Annotated in this window: 21 protein-coding genes; 4 read left to right on the plus strand and 17 right to left on the minus strand. The window is 55.5% G+C overall.

Going from position 1 to position 20,925, the window contains the following annotated elements; translation table 11 throughout:
- Position 1 precedes the first annotated feature (1 nt).
- Genes R0135_RS11120 through R0135_RS11135 form a run of 4 tightly spaced genes read right to left on the minus strand, consistent with a single transcriptional unit; the run spans position 2 to position 5,044 of the window.
- Complete coding sequence (locus R0135_RS11120; protein WP_407346922.1) at positions 2-1,204, minus strand: acetyl-CoA C-acyltransferase; 1,203 nt, start codon at positions 1,202-1,204, stop codon at positions 2-4.
- Complete coding sequence (locus R0135_RS11125) at positions 1,201-2,433, minus strand: acetyl-CoA acetyltransferase (RefSeq protein WP_407346923.1); 1,233 nt, start codon at positions 2,431-2,433, stop codon at positions 1,201-1,203. The genes R0135_RS11120 and R0135_RS11125 overlap by 4 nt, the downstream gene beginning before the upstream one ends.
- A 40-nt stretch (positions 2,434-2,473) precedes the next feature.
- The gene (locus tag R0135_RS11130) at positions 2,474-4,129 is read right to left on the minus strand and encodes a class I adenylate-forming enzyme family protein (protein ID WP_407346924.1); all 1,656 of its coding nucleotides are present in this window, start codon (positions 4,127-4,129) and stop codon (positions 2,474-2,476) included.
- Between the two features lie 3 nt (positions 4,130-4,132).
- Positions 4,133-5,044 carry an NAD(P)H-dependent flavin oxidoreductase gene (locus R0135_RS11135; RefSeq protein WP_407346925.1) on the minus strand — a complete coding sequence of 304 codons (912 nt, stop codon included), beginning with the start codon at positions 5,042-5,044 and terminating at the stop codon, positions 4,133-4,135.
- Positions 5,045-5,193: 149 nt separating this feature from the next.
- On the opposite strand from R0135_RS11135, the gene R0135_RS11140 reads away from it, so the two are divergent.
- Positions 5,194-6,720 (plus strand): carotenoid oxygenase family protein, encoded by a 1,527-nt coding sequence (locus R0135_RS11140; protein ID WP_407346926.1) that lies wholly within the window; start codon positions 5,194-5,196, stop codon positions 6,718-6,720.
- Complete coding sequence (locus R0135_RS11145) at positions 6,707-7,681, plus strand: winged helix-turn-helix transcriptional regulator (protein ID WP_407346927.1); 975 nt, start codon at positions 6,707-6,709, stop codon at positions 7,679-7,681. The genes R0135_RS11140 and R0135_RS11145 overlap by 14 nt, the downstream gene beginning before the upstream one ends.
- A 100-nt stretch (positions 7,682-7,781) precedes the next feature.
- Here the strand turns inward: R0135_RS11145 and R0135_RS11150 are convergent, their stop codons facing one another.
- The 10 genes from R0135_RS11150 to lgt form a co-directional block, all read right to left on the minus strand.
- Positions 7,782-9,131, minus strand: a complete 1,350-nt coding sequence (locus tag R0135_RS11150) for a tetratricopeptide repeat protein (protein WP_407346928.1) — start codon at positions 9,129-9,131, stop codon at positions 7,782-7,784.
- A gap of 25 nt (positions 9,132-9,156) precedes the next feature.
- Entirely contained in the window at positions 9,157-9,762 is a 606-nt protein-coding gene (locus tag R0135_RS11155) for an energy transducer TonB (RefSeq protein ID WP_407346929.1), read from the minus strand.
- Between the two features lie 5 nt (positions 9,763-9,767).
- Positions 9,768-10,190: an ExbD/TolR family protein gene (locus R0135_RS11160; RefSeq protein WP_407346930.1), complete on the minus strand. Its 423-nt coding sequence runs from the start codon at positions 10,188-10,190 to the stop codon at positions 9,768-9,770.
- A 1-nt stretch (position 10,191) separates the two neighbouring features.
- Positions 10,192-10,599 carry an ExbD/TolR family protein gene (locus R0135_RS11165; RefSeq protein ID WP_407346931.1) on the minus strand — a complete coding sequence of 136 codons (408 nt, stop codon included), beginning with the start codon at positions 10,597-10,599 and terminating at the stop codon, positions 10,192-10,194.
- 39 nt (positions 10,600-10,638) lie between these two features.
- Positions 10,639-11,157 (minus strand): MotA/TolQ/ExbB proton channel family protein, encoded by a 519-nt coding sequence (locus R0135_RS11170; protein WP_407346932.1) that lies wholly within the window; start codon positions 11,155-11,157, stop codon positions 10,639-10,641.
- Between the two features lie 17 nt (positions 11,158-11,174).
- Complete coding sequence (locus R0135_RS11175; protein WP_407346933.1) at positions 11,175-12,596, minus strand: MotA/TolQ/ExbB proton channel family protein; 1,422 nt, start codon at positions 12,594-12,596, stop codon at positions 11,175-11,177.
- Positions 12,596-13,381, minus strand: coding sequence for a DUF3450 domain-containing protein (locus R0135_RS11180; protein ID WP_407346934.1), 786 nt, complete (start codon positions 13,379-13,381; stop codon positions 12,596-12,598). Before R0135_RS11180 ends, R0135_RS11175 begins: the two co-directional genes overlap by 1 nt.
- Positions 13,382-13,616: 235 nt before the next feature.
- Positions 13,617-14,132, minus strand: a complete 516-nt coding sequence (locus R0135_RS11185) for a dihydrofolate reductase (protein ID WP_407346935.1) — start codon at positions 14,130-14,132, stop codon at positions 13,617-13,619.
- Positions 14,129-14,962 carry a thymidylate synthase gene (locus tag R0135_RS11190; protein WP_407346936.1) on the minus strand — a complete coding sequence of 278 codons (834 nt, stop codon included), beginning with the start codon at positions 14,960-14,962 and terminating at the stop codon, positions 14,129-14,131. The genes R0135_RS11185 and R0135_RS11190 overlap by 4 nt, the downstream gene beginning before the upstream one ends.
- A 10-nt stretch (positions 14,963-14,972) precedes the next feature.
- Complete coding sequence (gene lgt, locus R0135_RS11195) at positions 14,973-15,776, minus strand: prolipoprotein diacylglyceryl transferase (protein ID WP_407346938.1); 804 nt, start codon at positions 15,774-15,776, stop codon at positions 14,973-14,975.
- 153 nt (positions 15,777-15,929) lie between these two features.
- On the opposite strand from lgt, the gene R0135_RS11200 reads away from it, so the two are divergent.
- Complete coding sequence (locus tag R0135_RS11200) at positions 15,930-16,718, plus strand: NRDE family protein (RefSeq protein ID WP_407346939.1); 789 nt, start codon at positions 15,930-15,932, stop codon at positions 16,716-16,718.
- On the opposite strand, the gene ptsP is transcribed toward R0135_RS11200, so the two are convergent.
- The gene (gene ptsP / locus R0135_RS11205; RefSeq protein WP_407346940.1) at positions 16,715-18,985 is read right to left on the minus strand and encodes a phosphoenolpyruvate--protein phosphotransferase; all 2,271 of its coding nucleotides are present in this window, start codon (positions 18,983-18,985) and stop codon (positions 16,715-16,717) included. The genes R0135_RS11200 and ptsP overlap by 4 nt on opposite strands.
- A gap of 2 nt (positions 18,986-18,987) precedes the next feature.
- The gene (locus tag R0135_RS11210; protein WP_407349910.1) at positions 18,988-19,491 is read right to left on the minus strand and encodes an RNA pyrophosphohydrolase; all 504 of its coding nucleotides are present in this window, start codon (positions 19,489-19,491) and stop codon (positions 18,988-18,990) included.
- Positions 19,492-19,632: 141 nt separating this feature from the next.
- On the opposite strand from R0135_RS11210, the gene R0135_RS11215 reads away from it, so the two are divergent.
- A complete protein-coding gene (locus tag R0135_RS11215) occupies positions 19,633-20,289 on the plus strand; it encodes an HAD family hydrolase (RefSeq protein ID WP_407346941.1) in 657 nt (218 codons plus the stop codon).
- Positions 20,290-20,469: 180 nt separating this feature from the next.
- On the opposite strand, the gene gcvH is transcribed toward R0135_RS11215, so the two are convergent.
- Positions 20,470-20,865, minus strand: a complete 396-nt coding sequence (gene gcvH, locus R0135_RS11220; protein WP_407346942.1) for a glycine cleavage system protein GcvH — start codon at positions 20,863-20,865, stop codon at positions 20,470-20,472.
- Positions 20,866-20,925 lie beyond the last annotated feature (60 nt).

Here is a 20,925-nt window from a genome sequence, read left to right on the forward strand (position 1 = left end):
ATCAGCAGTCCCTATCGATTAACAAAGCACTTCCTGAACCGGCCGCACCTGCGGCCGCAACCACCCCCCGACGAAGACCCCGGCGCTCCAGCTCATCCAACAGTGTGAGCGCCATAATGGGACCCGTAGCGCCCATAGGATGTCCCAGCGCGATAACACCGCCGTTGACATTCAGGCGCTCGGGATCCAGTTTCAGCTCTCGCTCGGCCATCACACTGGTGGCCGCAAACGCCTCATGAATTTCGAATAAGTCGACATCCTGGCTTGTCAGGCCCTGACGCTGCAGCAAGGCCTTGGTGGCTTCTACACAACCGGTAAGTACCTGCAGTGGATCGGCACCCACGGTGACGCTTCCGGCGATTCTAGCTCTTGGTTTTATGGATAAACGGCGTCCCTGCTGTCGGCTTCCCAAAAGCAGCACACTTGCAGCATCGGCCATAGCAGGGGAGTTACCGGCGGTGTGCACGTGTTCAATGTTTGAGAGCTGAGGATTTGCAGCCAATTGATAATCATCGACCCCCGCCTCCCCCAGACGCGCAAAGGCAGGAGAAAGCGCAGCAAGACTCTCTGGCGTCGTGTCATCGCGGATACACTCATCGCGATCTGCAACACCGCCGGCTGTATGAATAGGCAAGATCGATTGGGCAAAATAGCCGGCGTCGCGCGCGGCGGCGGCGCGCTGCTGACTCTGTAAAGCCACTGCATCAACTTCTGCGCGGGTCAGCCCAAGACGACTGGCAATGAGATCGGCGCCACTGCCCATCATGAGCACTTTGCAGCGAAACGCGAACTCAGGATCCGTAAAAATTCGTGCAGCATCCCCGAGCATAGGTACCCGGGACATCATTTCAACCCCGCCGGCGATTACGCAGTCTGCTGCACCGCCATTGATCTTCAGGGCGCCCAGGGCAATGGCATCAACGCCAGATGAGCAGTAACGGCTCACGGTAATTCCCGGCACGCTGTCCGGCCAGCCGGCATACAGGGTAGAGGCCTTGGCAATATTGCCAGCCTGTTCGCCATGCTGGGTGACGCAACCAAGAATCACGTCTTCGACATCTTCCGGCTTAAGACCACTGCGCTCGCACAGTCCCGCATAGAGCTGCTTTAGCAATGCATGGGGCGTCAGCTCATGTAATACGCCATCATCCCGCGCCCGACCTCGCGGACTCCTCAGCCCGGTATAGATCAGCGCATCATTCATTCGCCGACGCCGACCAATAAACTTACGCAGGTGGTGGTGCTGCCGCCGAGATTAAAGGTAATCATATTTTCGGCGCCCGATATTTGTGTGGCGCCCGCTTTACCAGTCACCTGCCGGGCGCAGTCCAGAGCCATCCGCACGCCCGTAGCCCCCACCGGGTGTCCCAGACCAATGAGTCCACCACTGGCATTTACCGGAAAGGCGCCATCGGCATCAATCACACCCTCCTCTACAGCCTTCCAGGATTCGCCCGGAGCAGTGAGTCCACAATGATCCAGCGCCATATATTCAGTGATGGTGAAACAGTCGTGTGTCTCCAGGCCATCCAAGTCACTGATATGAGCGACATCCGCCCTGCGTAGAGTATCGTTAATCACCGCAGCGGCATGAGGGAACAGCAGAGGCTGGCCCTCACTAAGCGCAAGCTTTTGCTCTAACAACAAAGGAGCGGAGCGATGTCCCCAGCCCTTGATTCTGGGGATATCAGCAAGACGCATGCCGTGCTTGTGAGCATGCTCTTTGGCCACTCGCTCGCTCACCAGAAGGACGCAGGCAGCGCCGTCGGTGATTTGACCGCAATCGAGTTTGCGCACCCGGCCCTCAATCACCGGGTTGAGTTTGTCATCTTCGCCGAAGCAGCCCTCGGGAAACTGCCAGTCTCGGGACTGCGAATTAGGGTTTCGCTTGGCATTGGCGAAATTGATTTCGGCGATGCGTGCCAGATGCTCATGCTGTAAACCATGACGCTTCTCGTATTCCGCGCTGATACGATCAAACAGGAAGGGCCAGGGGTAATCGCAATCAGTTGCTTCCTGACCCTGCCATACCGCCGCACCTAAATACTCCGCACCGGTCTTGCCATCCACATTTCGCATGAGCTCGATGCCGAGCACACAAGCTACGTCGTAGTGCCCCGCCTCGATGTCACGCATGGCCGATAACATCGCAATAGAACCCGATGCGCACGCGGCCTCGTGACGGGAAGTGGGAATTGCGGAGAGTTCAGGAAAAACATGTGCAAAAAAACCGCCCATGAGTCCCTGTCCGCAGAACAGATCAGCGACAAAATTCCCCACGTGCCCGACTTCTATGCGCGCAGGATCGATATTCGCATCTACCACCGCTGCTTCCAGCACTTCACGAAACATGGCGTATATGTCCAGACCCTCGCGGTGCCAATTGCGGGCAAAGTCTGTCTGGGCGCCGCCCAACATATAAACTGCGGTCATTCTTGTACTCCTGCAACATTCAAATTATTGGCAATACCAATCATCGCGCTTCAAGCTGCTTGCGTAACTCACCTCGCACTACCTTGCCCAGTGGGTTACGTGGCAAAGCGGCAAAAATTTCCAGTCGCTCCGGCAACTTAAACCGTGCGAGTCCTTTCTCTGCAAGATGACCGCGCAATGTCTCAAGCGTTGGAGCGTTAGTATCGGCAAGAGGTACCACGCAGGCGCAGACACGTTCACCCAAATCCGGATCGGCATAGGCGCAGACCGCCGCTTCTGCCAATCCAGGTATCCCTTCCAGCAAGCTGTCGACTTCGCTGGGCGACAGCTTGGTACCGCCGCGATTGATGATGTCCTTGCAACGGCCCACGATACGATAATGGCTAGGCATGTCGGGACAAATTTCTACCAGATCTCCACTGCGAAAGAAGCCGTCATCGGTAAACACACCGTCACCACTATGATTGAGGTAGCCGTCAAAAACACCGGGCCCATCAACGCAGAGCTCGCCTGGCACGCCTGGCTCATCAATAACGCGCCCCGTTTCCAGATCATCAATACGAGTAATCATCGCGTTGGGGGCATAGCTGGCGAACTTGCTATCGGCTGTGCCCATACGGGGGAACAGCTGTGCCCGGTCTTTTGGCGATGGGGAATTTTCGGGAGTGCTAATCAAGCCAATCCCCTCGTTGGAGCCATAGAAATTAATAATGGGCTTGTGAAAGTCCCTCTCAAACACTTCGATCATCGCCGGAGATAAGGGTACGGAGCCCGAGCCGATGACCCGCAGCGCCGAAAAATCAAACTGCTTCCACAGGTCTGCTTGCTGGGCCAGTCGGTTGAGCAGCGGTGGTGGTGCCAGCGTGAAGTTGACGGCTTCTTCCTGCAACTGACGAAGATACAGAGGGATATCCAGAGGGTGGTGCAACACCAACGTGCAATTGCATAGTGCCGACGGAAACAAAAAACCGCCCAAAGCAGCCATATTAATCATGGGGAACGGCGACAGTAAGCGCTCACCATCCGCATATTGCGCGGCATGGGAAGTGATGCGCCCCTGGACCATCCACATGTTGTGGGTCCGCGGAACACCCTTGGGGGTGCCCGTGGTTCCAGATGTCCACGCAACAGTCAGTATGGCGTTGGCGTCGCTGGCCCAGCCATCAGCGGGAACCGGCGAGCTTGCGTTTGCACCGGCAAAGACATCGATGTCACCAAGTATGTCCCACACAGGCACATCAGGCAGCACATCCTGAGCCTGACTCACCAAGTCTGCCCCGCGCAAGTCACTGAGGGTGATAAAAGCAGCGGGCTTTAACTCAGCGGCGAAATGACTAATTTCATGGGCAGCATATTGCACGGCGATGGGTGAAATTACCGCACCGAGTTTGCTCAGCGCGTAGTACAAAACAATCAGCTCTGCCGTGTTGGGCAGCTGCAACAGCACCGCATCACCACGAGAAATTCCGCGCCCGGCAAGCTCCAGAGCACAAGCGCTACTCGCCTGTTCAAGCTGGCGCAAGCTAAGCCGACGTGGGGCAACTCCCATGAGCGCCTCCTTATCCGGCTGATCCACCACGGCTTCTCGATCAGGCTGCCTGCGTGCATTTAGCGCCAGCAGGTCGTGGAGTGTTTCACTACCCCACAACCCGGCATCGGTATAAGTCTGCACACGATCCTGAGCATTCCCTCGCATGGTCTAGCTCCCGCAGGCCTTGTGATATTCACTATCCAGTTGGTCCACGATCGCGGCAATGGGCAGAACCTTATCAACAGCGCCAACCCCCTGCCCGGCGGACCAGACATCGCGCCAACGTCGTGCGTCGCCTGCGGCCTCGATAACGTTGATGTCTGTGCCAGAGGGCATCTTATCCGGATCATAACCAGCGTTGATGAGGCTGTCGCGAAGCCAATTGGCCTTAACGCCGGTGAGCGCATCGGAGCAAACGATATCTGCACCCACGCTATCGACTACCATTTGCTTATAGTCCGGCTGCGCCATACTTTCATCACTGGCGATAAAGCGCGTTCCCATGTATGCAAAGTCTGCTCCGAGAACCTCTGCGGCCCGAATACCCCTGCCCGAGCTAATTCCGCCACCAAGCACCACATAGCCATCGAAATGCCGGCGAACCTCCTCTACAAAGGCAAAGCCCGACTGCTGCCCCGTATGCCCTCCGGCGCCGGCAGCAACCAACACCAGGCCATCGACACCGGCGTTTATGGCTTTTGCAGCGAGAGCCATGTCAATGACATCGGCAAATACCAGACCACCATAGCTGTGCACCTGCTCAATGGCATCCCGGGGGCTGCCCAATGCAGTAATCACGATGGGTGCCCGAAACTCCCGCGCAAGGGCCAGGTCATCCATGCGTCGGGTGTTTGAGCGATGCATCATGACATTCATTGCCCAAGGCGCGTCAGTATCAGTGACGCTTTTGGTGATCTGTGTAAGCCACTGTTGAAGATCCTCTCGGGATCGCGCGTTCACCGAAGGAAAACTACCCACGATGCCTGCTCGACAGCTGGCGACTACCATATCGGGCCCGGACTGGAGAAACATCGGAGCCTGGAAAACAGGCAGGCGCAGGCGCGAAAATACATCAGTCATTCAGGTGAAATCCACGATCATCGTTGTTATTGGATAACGCAGTCTAGGTGAGCCAAATAGCCCTCGCAAGATCTCTAATTCCGTTACTTGCATAAACATACCTCGCGGCTATACTGCCGCAATATCGCGTAAAAACAAAGGATTGCGCCGTGGGTCATATTGCAAAGTTGATGATGGAATTCCCGACTGTAGACAAGTGCGTCGACGGCGTTACACAGTTTAGCGACGCCCCAGCCTGGATTTATGAACTGGACAATCCCTATCTTCACGGACCTTACGCACCCACGGTGCATGAGCTCTCAAAAGAGGGGCTGGAAGTTGAGGGGACGCTACCCCAGGACCTACGCGGGGCGTACTTTAGAAACGGACCTAATCCAATGCTGCCCCCAAAAAACCGCTATCACCCCTTTGATGGCGACGGCATGGTTCACGGCGTGTACTTTGACCATGGGCAGGTGGCTTACCGTAATCGCTGGGTACAAACCGAAGCGCTTCTTGACGAACGAAAAAGCGGCAAATCCGTGTCTCCGGGGGTGATGGGGCCCTTCGACTACAGCGTCTCGCCTTTTGGTATCAAAGACACGTCTAACACCGACATCCTGTATTACCGAAAAGAGTTGGTAAGCCTGTGGTACAACGCAGGCAACCCCTATGCGCTGGATACTCAGTCCCTGGACACCCTGGGTGACTTTGCGGTCCCCGAGCGCCAACACCGCCGCATGTCTGCGCACTCCAAGCTCGATTGGAACACCGGAGAACTGATGTTCTTTGACTATGGGGATGAGCCACCGTACATGACTTATGGCGTGGCCGACGCCAGTGGCAAGCTCGTCCACGAAACAGCGGTGGATTTGCCTGGCGCGCGTCTTCCCCATGACATGGGTTTTACCGAGAACTACGCCATTCTTCATGATTTACCGTTTTTTCATAACATGGACGTTCTCCGCCAGCACCATCTGAGAGTTCTAACCTTCCACAAGGATATTCCTACGCGCTTTGGCATCGCACCGCGCTATGCCAATGGCGATGCGGTGCGTTGGTTTGAGTGTGAGCCTTGCTACATTTTGCACACCAGCAACTGCTGGGAAGACGGGGATTGGGTGATTATGGATGGCTGTCGATCTACCAATCCCATGCCAAATGCGAGTAACGATGAAGGCGAGCTTTCCCACATGTTGGCCTATATGCGTCTTGAGGCGAATAACTATCGCTGGCGCTTCAATCTCAAGACCGGCGAGGTTCGTGAAGGTTCACTCGACGACCTCAATACCGAGTTCAACAAGACCAATCCACTCTTTCATGGCGTGTATTCACGCTACGCCTACCACCAGCGTATTCCGCTGCTACACGAGGGCGGGCATACACTGCGATTTACAGGCCTCGTTAAATACGACAATGAAAGCGGACGTCGCTGGGAGTGGAGCTACGGTCCGGGCGTGTTTGGCAGTGAAGCCGTCTATGCGCCCAAAATCGGTGCCACCCGCGCTAGCGGTGAGGATGATGGCTATGTCATCACTCTGGTAACCGATAGCAAGGATTGGTCGTCCTGGTGCCTTGTCTTTGATGCACAGAATATCGAGGTCGGCCCATTGGCCCGGGTCCGGATGCCTCAGCGGGTACCGTCAGGATTTCATGCCACCTGGGTGCGCGGTGAGGACCTGTTTGCCGACCGCTAACGCCCAGCCGCGCAACGCTCAAAAGTCGGCTGATGCATCGGTACTGTACACCCGCGCAAGCTCCATCAATCGCGCGCTTGATCAAATTGGCGATAAATGGTCTTTACTGATCATCCAGGAAGTTTTCTGGGGTATTAACCATTTCAGCGAGATGCTCGAGGCCACCGGGGTATCAAGAGGTGTACTATCAGACCGGCTAAAATGGCTGCAATCTATTGGCTGTTTGCGCAAACGAGAACCTCAGCCCGGAAGACGTTTCAGCAGTTACCACCTGACGAAAAAATCACTGCAACTGCATGCTTCCGCAATGATGGCCATTGAGTGGGAGCGAAAGTACTATCGAACACCGCAGCTGGACGCCATACAGCTTATCCATACGGCGTGCAGTGAGGCGTTTACGCCTACAATGCGCTGCTCCTCCTGTGCCCAGCGGGTCAACGGCCGGGAAGTGAGCTACAGCGCCGGACCGGGGGCGACGCGGGATCAACGGCAAAAGAAAGTCCGTCGACGCTCATCCCTGTCGTCGTCCAGCGTACCAAGCCAGCACAGCGTATATCGCAACCTTATTGATCTGGTAGGGGACCGCTGGACAGCTAACATCATTGCTCTGGCATTCCATGGCAACTCCCGTTTTGATACGTTCCTTAAGGAGTTACCGGTGGCAACCAACATCCTCAGTGACCGACTCAAGCTGCTGGAGAAAGAAGGTATCTTCGTCGCGCAGGCCTATCAGGAGCGGCCACGCCGCTTCGAATATCACCTTACCGAGAAGGGTTGGGATCTGTTTCCCTATTTTTTGACGCTTCTGCAGTGGGGCGACCGCTGGTGCGATCCCAAGGGCCTGGGTCCGCCGATCCATCTGACACATCAAGCCTGCGCCAAGGCACTGTCGGGAGAAGCTGTATGCAGTCGGTGCAATGAGCGGCTAGCGCCCTTTGCAGTGTCCATCAAGCTGGCATAAAAAACCCACCTCGAAGGTGGGTTTAGCGCGCAGTTGAGTACAAGTTGGGTACAAGCTAAGTACCCGCCAAGCAGGCCTTTGCAGGGCCTGCTGTCTAGTACTACCCTTCTGCAGCCAGACTTCTCTGACGCTCAAGTTCAGAATTCATGTACTTCATCCACTGATCCGCATACTTCTTGGAACGCTCATCACGACCCGCTGCACGAAACGCTTCCTTCGCTTTCTCGTACTGCTTGGTATTAAAGTAAGCCATTCCCAGCACCAAACGCGCATTGTCTGCCCGCTTGACGCCCCCACGACTCAAGCCCTTGTTAATAGACTCTATCGCCTTTTCGTTCTGATCCGCATCCAGATAGATGTTCCCCAACCGCGCGTAGAGGTCTCCGTCATCAGACAGTGACGCAGCTTTCTCCATGGCAGGAATCGCATCATCTACTTCCTGTGCCTGACGCAGTGCGCCGGCTAAAAGCTCCCAGTTTTTGGAGTTATCCTGAACGATCTCTTCCTTCAGCCCACGTTGTAATACCTGGGCGGCTTTATAGGGCACCTCGGCATTCAGCAGTAGCGAAGCCATGTTGCGGTACTCGCCATCCTTTTCGAGCATGTCCTGAACGTAGGCAGTTTCCATGGCACCGAGCTGCATTGCTTCTTTATTTTGCTCCGAGTACATGAAGCTGAGCTGAACCCAGTATTGCTTCTTCGGATAGAAGGTAATCAGATTCTGCAACGTCGCCGTGGCCTCATCGATCATGTTCTTTTCGGCATAAAGGAAGCGAGCAAGGTTGTACCACTGCTCCTTGGGAATCTTGCCTTTTTCATCGTAGTCATCAATGGCGATATTGATGTTGGTCAGCGCCTTGTCGTAGTCCTTGAGCTGATAGTAGCCCTGCGCCATCAACACGTATGCGCTGGCATTGGGCGTATCAGTCATGGCAAACCACTTTTCCATGGCGCCAATACCATCAGCCCAGCGCTCCTGTACAAAATAAAGCTGCGCTACAGTGAAACGGGTATTGATTTCCATCGCCAGAGGAATGTCTGGCTGCTTGATGACATTCTCATAAGCCTGAAGTGCGGAGGCATAGTCTTCATTAGAGTAGTGGATAAACGCATACAGGTTGTACACGTTCGCCAACTCGTAGCTGTTGAGTTCATTGTCACGGCGTCCAGCAAGCATGTCATCCAGAACTCTGGCTGCCGTTGCCAAGTCTTTGGCTTCCGCTGCTTCCTGGGCCTCAGCCAGTTTCTCGTAAACCTTATTACGCAAAGCAGGCGTACGACGAGTCTCTTGCTCCTGCTTTGGCTGAGCATCCTGCGCCTGGGCAGAGGCGATACCGCTCAGAGCGGGGCCTAGTGCGGTCTGCGAAATAACCAGCTGTGCCGCCACTACGGGAAGCGCCAGAAGAAAACTTCTTACGCCCACATGCATCGCGCGTTTTGTGAAATTCATAGACATGCCTTCGATGATCTCCCGCTTACTGCTCGAGTTCGTAGGTGAACTTGTTTTGTACGCCTGCCACTTCAATTGCATCGCCGTCTACAACACGGGGCTTGTACTTGAACTTCTCTGCGGCTTTTACAGACGCACGCTCAAATACTCCTGAAGGTGAACAATCAACCGGAAGCGGGTCTCTAATAGAACCGCTCTTGGTCACTGTGTATTCAACAATGCAGTAGCCTGTAATGCCACGAGTCTGAGCACGACGCGGATAAATGGGTGCAACCTTTACGATGGGAAGATATTCGCCGTCGCCGGAAGACATACCGCTACTGCTAATTTGAATCTGCACACCCGCATTAGGGGCAATATTAGCAACGTCCATATCAGTATCGAAATCGAGTTCCAATGGCTGCAGCTCTGGTGGCGGCTCCTCTGGATCCTCAACTTTCTCGGGCTTCACCTCTTTGGTGTTCACCTCGATCTCACGTTCAGGCACCACAATATCTGCGATCTTGCGACCCTTGGTATCGGTTTGCTCGTAGTCCTTGTCGATAAGGCTCTGCATTAAGAAGAACAGCCCGAAGACTACGGGTATCGCAACCACTGCTCCGATAAACGACCGTGCAAATGAATTACCCATAACGATTACGCCTCGTCATCCGTGGAAATACAGGGTGGAGACGTCAGCTGATCGCGGACTGCGTCATACAAATCCTCAACCACATAGGCCGGCGTATCCTGATCAACCTGGATCACCATATTCGCCTGAGGCGCTTCCTTTTTGGCAATTTCTACCATCTGGGAGGCGCGCTCCATAGGCACCTTGTTCTTGTTGTAGTAGATATCGCCCTTACTATCAACAGCAAAAATAATCGTACCCCGCTCACAAGCCAGCGTTGTCGCTGCCTGGGGCTTGAAAATTTCAATACCGGGCTCCTTCACAAAGGAAGAAGTCACGATGAAGAAGATCAACATAATGAACACGACGTCCAGCATGGGCGTCAGGTCAATCTGTCCCGCTTCTGCATCCGCGGCTTTTCGTTTGGCAGCGCTTTCTTGCAAGCTCATATTACTTACGCTCCCCGCTAGCCCAGTTGACCGCTCCGGCCCCCGCTTCTCGAGCCGCGTCAGCGACATCAACAACGGTGTTAGCTTTTGCGCCTTTATCCACTTTGATACTCACCGCCTGCTCAGGATCGGCTGCAAGGAGTCGCTGGATATTCGCTCGCACAGCGCGCGCGTCTACCCGGCGGTTCTCCATCCAGATCTGATCGTCAGACTGGATGCGCACCAGAATGCTGCTGGCATCCGATGGATCTGAGTTGGTGTTATCTGGGCGGTTAATTTCAATACCCGCTTCTTTGATAAACGAAGCGACAACAATAAAGAAGATGAGCATGATAAATACCACGTCCAGCATGGGCGTGAGATCGATCTCAGCACCCTCATCTTCCTGCTTCTTGACTAGTTTGCGCATTTAATAAGTACCTGTTGGTCCGGCTCAGTGATCCGAAAATCAGTGGTCGGAAGTCAGCTGGTCTTCGAGCAATTCCTGCTCGCGATCTGCGACACGCTGTATATAGGTGTTGGCAAACAATCCAGAAAGCGCGGCAACCATGCCCGCCATCGTGGGAATTGTCGCTCGCTCGACACCTCCGGCCATGGACTTTGCATCTCCACCGCCGGTAACCGCCATCACGTTAAACACCTCGATCATGCCTGTAACCGTGCCTAACAGACCCAGCAGTGGGCACAGTGCTACCAAGGTAGTAATGACCGGCAGATTCGCTTGAATGTCCTCGCGACTGATAGAGAGGAGTTGAGACCGGATTTGCTTTGCATTCCAGGACTTGCGCTCAGGGCGCGACTCCCAGGCATTAATGGTCTCAAATACCTCTTTACGCCACACAAAGGTGAAGAACCAGAGCCGTTCGAAGATCAGGGTCCACATTACAAAGACCAGGATCGCGATTAGCCAGAGCACATTCCCGCCTTTGTCCATAAAGGCGAGAATGGTTTCCAGGAAGCCTCCCATGCTTAGCAGCCTCCCGCTTACTTGGAGCTGGCTTCGGAGTGCGTAGCAACGATGCCTGTCGCCTGCTCGTTCAGCACGTGGATGATGCGCTGAGCGCGACCATTAACCAGTGTGTGAAGCAGAACTGTCGGGATAGCTACCAGCAGACCGAGAACCGTGGTGATCAATGCGCCAGAGATACCACCGGCCATTGCCTTCGGATCGCCGGCACCAAAGATGGTGATGGCCTGGAAGGTCACGATCATACCCGTCACCGTACCCAGCAGACCCATCAGAGGCGCTACCGCAGCGATAATCTTGAGGAGCGTTAAGCCCGACTCGAGCTTCGGTGTCTCGCGCATCACAGCCTCGGACATCTTCAACTCGAGAGTCTCCAGATCCATGCTTGGGTTGTCCTCGTGGACCTTCAGGACGCGACCCAGTGGGTTGTTGTCCATGGCCTTGTCAGACTTAAGCTGCTTGCTGACCTTGGCGCTGACGCCAGTCAGAACCAGTACTCGGAAGATCGCGAGGATAAAGGCGAACGCACCAACTGCGGTGATCGCGTAGCCAACATAGCCACCCTGATGCCAGCGCTCTTCCAGGTTCGGGCTATCAATGATTGCCGCGAGGAAGGAACCGCCTGTAGGACCAGTGGGGTCGATACCAAACTGATGCAAGCCACCGGAAGCATTTGCCAATTCGTTGGCCCAACCAGTGTAGTTACCAGAAGGCTGACGAGGCAGAACAGCCAGGCTGTTGTTGTCATAGGCGAGGTAGTTACCCTCGGTATCGATCACGTTGAAGGCACCGACACGAACAACATCACGCTGAGCACGTTCGCCCGACGCTGTTGCCACTTCGGTAGTAAACGATACGACCTTGCCGGTCTCGGTGATTTCACGCAGCATTTCGTACCACACACGCTCGATCTCTTCGATGCTCGGCAGGCGATCAGAAGTGCTCATCTTGTCGATGAGGTCCTGCAAAAACAGGCCGCGATCGGGATACTGTGAAGACACCAGTGACACGTCGAGGTTGGACTTGAGGTCACCAGAAGCAGCAGTCAGGTGGCCGAACAACTCGGTCAGGGCACCAAGACGCTCACGCAGCTGCTCTTGCTTGTCAGCGACCAGCAACTCGTTGGCTTCGAAAGTATCTTCCAGCTGCGCAGAGCGACGCTCTTCGCGAGTACGCTCAGCTTCAGCGTCAGACAGCATCTTGGCCTGATCAGCTTTGGCGTTGGCAAAGCGTTGCTCCCGGGCGCGATTCTCTTTCGCGTCCGTCACCTGACCTTGCTTTACGAATTCAAGCAGCTGGCCCATGTTTGCGGCAGCTTCGGCGCGCAGATCAGGCTCGGGAGCGGCAGGCGCTGCATCGTCCTGTGCGAAGGCTGAAGAGCTCATCGCAACCAAACCGCCCAGTACCAGAGCGGAAACCATATTGTTAAGCGATTTCATTATTGCGCCTCCGGTGCAGCGATGGGCATGTTGAGGAGTTCGATAGTGGCTGTCTTCTTAGCGATACGAACGCCCTTGCGGATGGCCGCAGAGTAATCACCCGATGCCAGGGGCTCCCAGCTGCGGGTAGCGTTGTTCCAGGCGCCAGCTTCCAAACCATCAGATGTCTGGTAAACCAGAGCGATTCGACCGATTCGCAGGAAGTCCACATCACGCGGGCCGGTGCCCAGGTCGATGGTGTCACTGTAAGTTTCAAAGCCTCGACCGTACTGAAGCTCGATGTTGTAAGCCTCCAACACCTGTCGGAATTTCTCGGCAACGGTCAGATCAGAGCGATCGACGTTGGTTTTGAGGAACTCGATACGCTGACGGCGCTCTTCAAGGTTGAAGGGCACATCCATCTCAACGAACTGCTCCAATCCGTCGATCATGCGGATCACCAGCGGCGTCATTTGACGCTGAATGATCGTTACCTGGTCAATGGATTCGTCGATGTCCGCGATGCGACGCACCTGGTTATCAATCTGACGTTGCAGACGTGCGTTGTAGACGCGCAGACCGTCAATTTGCTTCATGACTGTTTTGTAGTCGTCGAGCAGATTGCGGGTTTCGTCTGCAAGACGATCTACCTTCGCCTGGGACTCGCGGGCTGCCTGTGTTTTCTGGGCACTGACCTCGAGTATGTTGTCGAGTGTGCTTGTCTGAGCCGACGCTGCCAGACCCACGAGGGCGGACAGTGACGCTACAGCGACAAGCAGCACATTCTTCAGTCGATAGCTAGTCATGGGAATTGTGCTTCCTGTGTCGAGAGAAATGTGAACTGTTCTTTTTGATTGCAGTTGAGACCAAATGTCGGACTTGGACCAACTGATATTAGTCGTAGACCGGGCGACAGATATAAGCAGATAAAATGCCTCATTTCAAACAACTGATGTTGCGATTTTCAGCTGCGAGGCATTATGAGTAGTTAGGTAACACTGGTCGCCCTCTAGGTAACGCTTTCTGGGTGATTTACCGATGCTAGTGGGTCCGTCGCGTGTATTCAAGAAACGTGTGAGCAGGAGCCGCGTCCTGAGCAGGATTTTCCTGACGCGCCACCTCCTGCCAGTCCTTCCAATCAATACCGTGGAGAAACGCGTCGCCCGGGGGCTCAATGTGCACCCGCGTTAAATAAATTCGACTCGCCATAGGTAGCGCCAGTGCGTAAATCTGCGCCCCACCAATAATCATGAGTTCACTGCTGCCATCGATGTGCGCAATGTCTTTTGCCAGCTCTACCGCCTCTTCAAGACTTTGCACACAACGCACACCTTCAGCGGAGTAAGCCGGATCACGACTGATCAAAATATTTGTGCGCCCGGGAAGCGGCCTGCCAATAGATTCGTAGGTAAGCCTACCCATGAGGATTGGTTTTCCCATGGTTGTGCGCTTGAAATGGGCAAGATCCGCGGGGAGTTTCCAGGGGAGAGCGTTATCGCGGCCAATGACATCGTTATCTGCCACCGCAACAATCAGGGCAATGGGAAACTCACTCACACGGCCACCGGAGCAGGAATATGCGGGTGCGGGTCATAGCCGCTGAGCTCAAAGTCTTCAAAACGATAGTCGTAAATACTCTCGGGCTTGCGCAGCAGCGCGAGTTTTGGGAGTGACCGTGGCTCTCGGGACAATTGCTCCTGCACTTGTTCCATGTGGTTTAGATACAAATGCGAGTCGCCGGTACTGATGATGATTTCGCCCGGCTCCAGCCCGGTCTGCTGGGCCAGCATCATTACCAGCACAGCAAGACTAGCGGTGTTAAAAGGCAAACCCAGAAAGGTGTCACTGGAACGTATGTACAGCTGCGCTGAAAGACGCCCGTTCGCGACATAAAACTGATAGAGCAGGTGGCAAGGCGGCAGGGCCATTCGCCCGGCCGCAGCATTCTCCTGAGGACTGAGTGACTCATCCGGGAGGTACTCGACGTTCCAGGCATGGAAGAGAATCCGCCGGCTATCGGGTCGATGCTTCAAACAATCGAGAACATACTCTATCTGGTTGATTTCTCCACCGTCCTTAGTCGGCCAGGCCCGCCATTGCTTGCCGTAGACCGGTCCCAGGTCACCCGTGTCGGTAGCCCACTCGTTCCAGATGCTGACCCCGTGCTCCTGCAGCCAGGCGACGTTGGTATCGCCGTTAAGAAACCAGATCAGTTCATTAACAATGCTGCGTAAATGTAGCTTTTTGGTAGTCAGTAAGGGAAACCCGTCAGCGAGGTCGTGTCGGAACTGCCGGCCGAAGACCGACAAAGTGCCGGTCCCGGTTCGATCCTCCTTACGCACGCCGTTATCAAGAATATCTCTCAGCAAATCCTGATATTGCCGCATGTCTGCTCCCTCAGTGTTTCGATGAATGCTCGCCGGTGCGCCCATAGGCATACCAGAGCATATAAAGTCCCAAAAGAATCATGGGCACGCAAAGTATCTGACCTCTGGTCATCCAGCCGAAGGCCTGAATCCCAAGATGTGCGTCGGGCTCGCGAAAAAACTCCGCCGCAAAGCGCAACACGCCGTAGCCAACGGCAAATGCACCAGAAACCGCCCAAGTAGGCCGCGTCCGGCTGCTGAACCAAAACAGGATGGCAAACAGGAGCAACCCTTCAAGGGCAAACTGATACAGCTGTGAGGGGTGGCGGGCAATCTGCAGGGGATCTCTTGGGAACACCATCGCCCACGGCACATCCGCTGCGCGGCCCCAGAGTTCCTGCCCGATAAAGTTGCCCAATCGCCCCAGGGCTAGCCCCAGCGGAGCCAGCGGCGCTACAAAATCCAACAAAGGGGCGAAGGGAATTTTTTGGCTCCGCGCGTACCAGTAAGTCGCGGCAATGACTCCAAGCATGCCGCCATGAAAGGACATGCCGCCCTCCCAAACCCGGAGCAACCAGGTCGGATCCTCGGCCAAACGCTCACCACCATAGAAAATGGCGTAGCCCATGCGCCCACCAAGCACCACGCCCAGCGCTGCATAAAACAGCAGATCATCCACCTGTTGTCGTCCCAGGGGCGAATCAGCCCGTGTGCTGCGCCGGGCAGCCAGGCCCCAGGCAAACGCGAGGCCCGCAAGGTAGGTCAACCCATACCAATGGATCTGCACTGGGCCCAGGGCAATGGCAACGGGATCGATTTCAGGGTAGGTCAGCATGTTGTGCGCGCTTTTGGGAAGTCAGGGCGAGGTACCATGTCAGGTACCCAGGGCATTGTGTACTTACATTTGCAGCGCTGCCAGCAGCGCCGCGCAAGGCCAGCATTATCGGGCAGCGCCCGGTTATGTACAAACCAACTGAGTGATTGATCCATGTGTCTGATAGTTTTTGCCTGGCAACAGCACCCGGCAGCACCGCTGCTAATGGCGGCCAACCGCGATGAATTCCATGAGCGTCCTGCATCCGCCGCCGCATACTGGCGTGACAGTCCGCAAATCCTCGCCGGACGAGACCTTCAAGCCGGGGGAACCTGGCTGGGAGTCAGCCGCAGTGGTCGCGTGGCCGCCATAACCAATATTCGCGACCCGGCCGTCGGTGACAGCAGCGCACCCCGTTCTCGTGGCGAACTCACGCATAATTTCCTTGCTGGCAAGGAATCTCCCAAGGACTATCTGGCAAAAATCGCAGGCCGCATTCAGGACTATCAAGGTTTCAATCTTCTGGTCGGTGACAGGGATAGTCTGTGGTATCTGCACGGCAGCTCCGCAGAAAAAGTCGCCCCTCAAGCCTTGCCACCGGGGATCTACGGCCTGAGCAACGCCGCATTAGACGTACCTTGGCCAAAAGTGAAGCGGGCCAGGGGACAACTGCAGCGCAAACTTCAGACGGGCGAAACACCTAGCCATGATGAGTTGCGTGACTGCCTGAGCGACCGCAGTCTTGCCGACACCCGAGCACTGGGTGAGCACAAGCTGTCCGGCGAAATGGCGCGACAGCTCTCCGCGCAATTTATCGTCACCGAGCGCTACGGCACGCGTTGCTGCACAACACTACGGCAGCTCGCCAATGGCCTCCTGGAATTTCAGGAGCAGCGGTTTAATCCGCGGGGTGAACTCATGGGTAACGACGCGTTTGAGCTGCGCACGTTAAACCGGGGCTAGTCTATGGGCGCAGGCATCATCTGCTGAAGGTCTCGCTCATGGAAAAATGTGCTGAGGCGCTCTTCTACCGCCTGCCCGCTTTCCATTTGTCGAACCTCGCCAAGGAGAATCTTCGCCTCGCTCGCCGTAATAGAACGAATAGCGTGCTTAACTCTGGGCAAGCTGGTGACGTTCATAGACAGCATGTTGTAACCCATAGCCAACAACAGCACTGCTGCCATGGGATTGCCCGCCAACTCGCCGCAGATACTCACCTGCTTTCCTTCGGCATGAGCGCCATCGGCCACCTGGATTAAGGCGTCCAGCAAAGCCGGATGAAAGGCGTGATACAAATCCGATACTCGGGCATTGTTACGATCCACCGCCAACAAATACTGCGTTAAGTCGTTACTTCCCACAGACAGAAAGTCCACTCGACGCGCCAGTGCTCGGGCCTGATAAATAGCTGAGGGTACTTCGACCATGACACCAATGGGTGGCAGTGGCATCTCCAGGCCCTCTTCTTCGAGCTCCCTTTGACAGCGATAAATCAGCTCCAGCGCTTCTTCCAACTCGGGTATGTTGCTGATCATAGGCAGCATGATGCGCAAATTACCCAGGCCCTCGTTGGCCTTGAGCATCGCTCGCACCTGGGCTAGCAAAATCTCCGGATGATCCAGTGTTACGCGAATGCCCCTCCAACCAAGAAACGGATTGGCTTCTTCGATGGGGAAGTAAGGCAGCGCCTTGTCACCACCCACATCCAAGGTCCGCATGGTGACCGGGCGCGGCGCAAACGCCTCGAGCTGCTCGCGATAAATCTGTCGCTGCTCCTCTTCCGAGGGGAAGCGCTCGCGCATCAAAAAGGGCACTTCGGTGCGATACAGACCTACACCCTCAGCGCCGCGATCCAGGGATCGCGCGACATCCGCCATCAATCCGGTATTCACCCAGAGCGTAAGCCTCTGATCATCAAGGGTAATGCAGGGTAAGTCCCGAAGACTCTCCAGGCCTTTGTTGAGCTCGGCGTCCTGATCCGCGATTTCCTGAAAACGGCGAATGACAGCCTTGGTAGGGTTGAGGTGAACATTGCCGTTGTAGCCATCAATGACCACGGACATATCCCGAAGACGCTTATAGGGCAGGTCTACGGCACCCATCACCGTAGGGATGCCCATAGCACGAGCCAAAATAGCCACATGCGAGTTGCTGGATCCACGTACCGAGATAAGTCCCACCAGACGATCTCTGGGTATCTCTCCCAGCAAGGAAGCGGTTAGCTCTTCACTGACAAGGATCGTTTTTTCGGGGAATACCTGATTATCCCGTTGATCGGCCTGAAGGTAGCCCAGCACTCGCTCCCCAAGGTCCTTCACATCCACGGCACGCTCGCGCAGATAGCTATGCTCCATAGCTTCGAAGTGACGGATGTGCTCAATCATCACCTGTGCCAATGCACCTTGAGCCCACAGGCCTGACTTAATCAAAGATGCAACTTCACCACCGATTCTTGAGTCATCAAGAATGCCGATGTACACATCAAACAAAGCGAGGTCTTCGGGACTCAACTTGTCCCGCAAGTTCTCGGCGACAGATTCAATGTCGATACGCACCTGCGAGAGCGCACGCTTGAAAGCCCGCAACTCCCCCCGGCGATCGTCACTCAACTGCCGGGGGACGGCGTACAAGTCTGCCACTGGCGACACCACCACCGCTGTTCCGATAGCGATACCCGGAGCGCCGGGCACTCCGCTGATGCGGGCATAGGCGCTGGCACGCTCAGGACTGCTCTCGTCGGGCACCTCGCCAGTAACCCGAGCATGGGCAATAACGCCGGCAAGCTGGGCGGACATGGTCACCAGAAACGCTTCTTCTGATTCATCAAAACGCCGACGACGGGCCTGCTGTACAACCAAAACGCCCAGTACATCGCGCTGGTGAATGATGGGCACGCCCAGAAACGCGTGGAAAGACTCTTCGCCGATATTCGGTAGCAATTGGAAGTTTGGGTGTAGCTCGGCGTCCTCCAGGTTCACCGGCTCCTCGCGCTCGGCCACAAGACCCACCAGACCTTCGCCCGGGGCTAGCGATAAATGACCCACCTGATCTGCGTTCAGCCCCTCGGTAGCACGAAATACATAGCGGGTCTCGTTTCTGTCGCGAATGTAGACACTGCAGACCTCTGTACCCATGGCCATGCGCACGCGAGACACAATAATGCCGAGTACTTCATCAAGAGACTCAGCCGCATTGACCTCAAGTACGATATTGCGAAGGACCGAAAGCATATTCAGCTGCCCCGCTTACAAGCCGGCAAGCCACCGTGGAGCGGAACCGCCAGCTCTTTAAGGGCGCGGCGATAGACCTCCCGCTTGAAGTACACCACCTCATTGAGGGGATACCAGTAGGAGACCCACTCCCAATGATCGAACTCGGGCTTTACGTTATGAGACAGGCTTACCGCGTCATCGGGAGCCAGCATTCGCAGCAAATACCACTTTTGCTTCTGCCCGATGCACAGCGGCTGCTGGCCTTTACGCTGATACTGTTTTGGCAGGCGATAGCGCAACCAGCCTCTGGTGCTCCCTAAAACCTCGACTGCATCCGGGGCCAGGCCGACCTCTTCTTCAAGTTCGCGATACAGGGCTTCTTCGGGTTTTTCACCATCGTTGATGCCGCCTTGGGGAAACTGCCAAGCGTTGCGGCCACCCACGCGACGCGCCCACAGAAGGCGTCCGTCATCATTGGTGATGACGATACCAACATTGGGCCGAAAGCCCTGCGCATCGATCATGAATACTGTGTCCAACGTGACAACTGGTTGTCGATTGTTCCACAAATAAGCGGTACTGAGAATTGCCACACATTTGACGGCTCGTTACCCTTGCTCCAGGCACCTCTATTCCTGCCCCTCTAATCTCACTTGGGACTATCCATGACGCTGGCTATTTTTGACCTCGACAACACATTAATCGCCGGTGATAGCGACCATCTTTGGGGGGAATTTCTCTGCACCGAAGGATTAGTAGATCAAAGGAGTTTTCGGGCGGCTAACGAAAGCTTTTACGCTGACTACCAGCGTGGCGAGCTCGACATCCAGGCCTACCTGAGCTTTGCCCTCGCGCCACTGGCGGGACGCACTCCCCGGGACCTTTCGACGCTCCAGGACAAGTTCATCCGCGACTGTATCAGGCCTATTTTGCTGCCTGCGGCGACAGAACTTATCCAGAAACATCGGGATCAAGGCGATCGATTACTGATTATCACCGCCACCAATGAGTTCGTGACAAAACCCATCGCAACGCTGCTGGGCATCCACGAACTGCTCGGCTGCATTGTCGAAATAAAGGACGGCATGATTACCGGCAGTCCCACGGGCACCCTCACCTACCGCGAGGGTAAGGTTCGACGTCTGAGGGAATGGCTTGCCTGTGAAAAGGAAAGCCTTGAGGGCGCCTGGTTCTACAGCGACTCCCACAACGACCTGCCATTGCTGGAAATCGTCGACAACCCAATTTTGGTAGATCCGGACCCCACGCTGGCACGGCACGGTCGCGAACGTGGCTGGCCGCAAATCAGTCTGAGAGCTTGATACTGAGCGTTTAAGTCAGCGAGGCAGACCGCACATAGCCTGACGACGCGTGGCGGTTCGGCGCCGTTTTGCTCGAGCGTCCGTCGAGCGGGCTGTTTGATGCTCCAGTGCCGATGGAGATGCGCGAGCAGCTCGAGTATAGCGGGGCCGAATCGCCTAGAACAGCTGTAAAGTGTCCGGCTACTCGTCTTCGGCGCAATGTGCCTGATAGGCCTCTGCGTCCATGAGCAGGCTTTCCACCTCGTCACTGTCTTTGGGCTGTAATCGGAAAAACCAGCCATCATGGTAAGGATCGCCATTGACGGTTTCCGGCGCGTCTTCCAGGGCGCTGTTGACCGCAACCACGGTACCGCTGATGGGAGCGTAGATATCGGAAGCGGCTTTTACAGACTCCACCACACCGGCTTCATCCCCGGCAGCAAGATCAGCGCCTTCATCAGGCAGCTCAACAAATACCACGTCGCCCAATGCTTCCTGAGCATGATCACTGATGCCTACCGTAACGGTGCCATCATCTTCCACCCGCGCCCACTCGTGACTGCGGGCAAACCGCAACTCTGGAAGAACCTGACTCATTGATTTACCCCTGAAAAGAAAAAACCCTGCGTTTAGCCGACTATTCTAGCTGCAGACCAT

Origin of the sequence: Congregibacter variabilis (assembly GCF_045689235.1) — a bacterium.
Lineage (GTDB): Bacteria > Pseudomonadota > Gammaproteobacteria > Pseudomonadales > Halieaceae > Congregibacter > Congregibacter variabilis.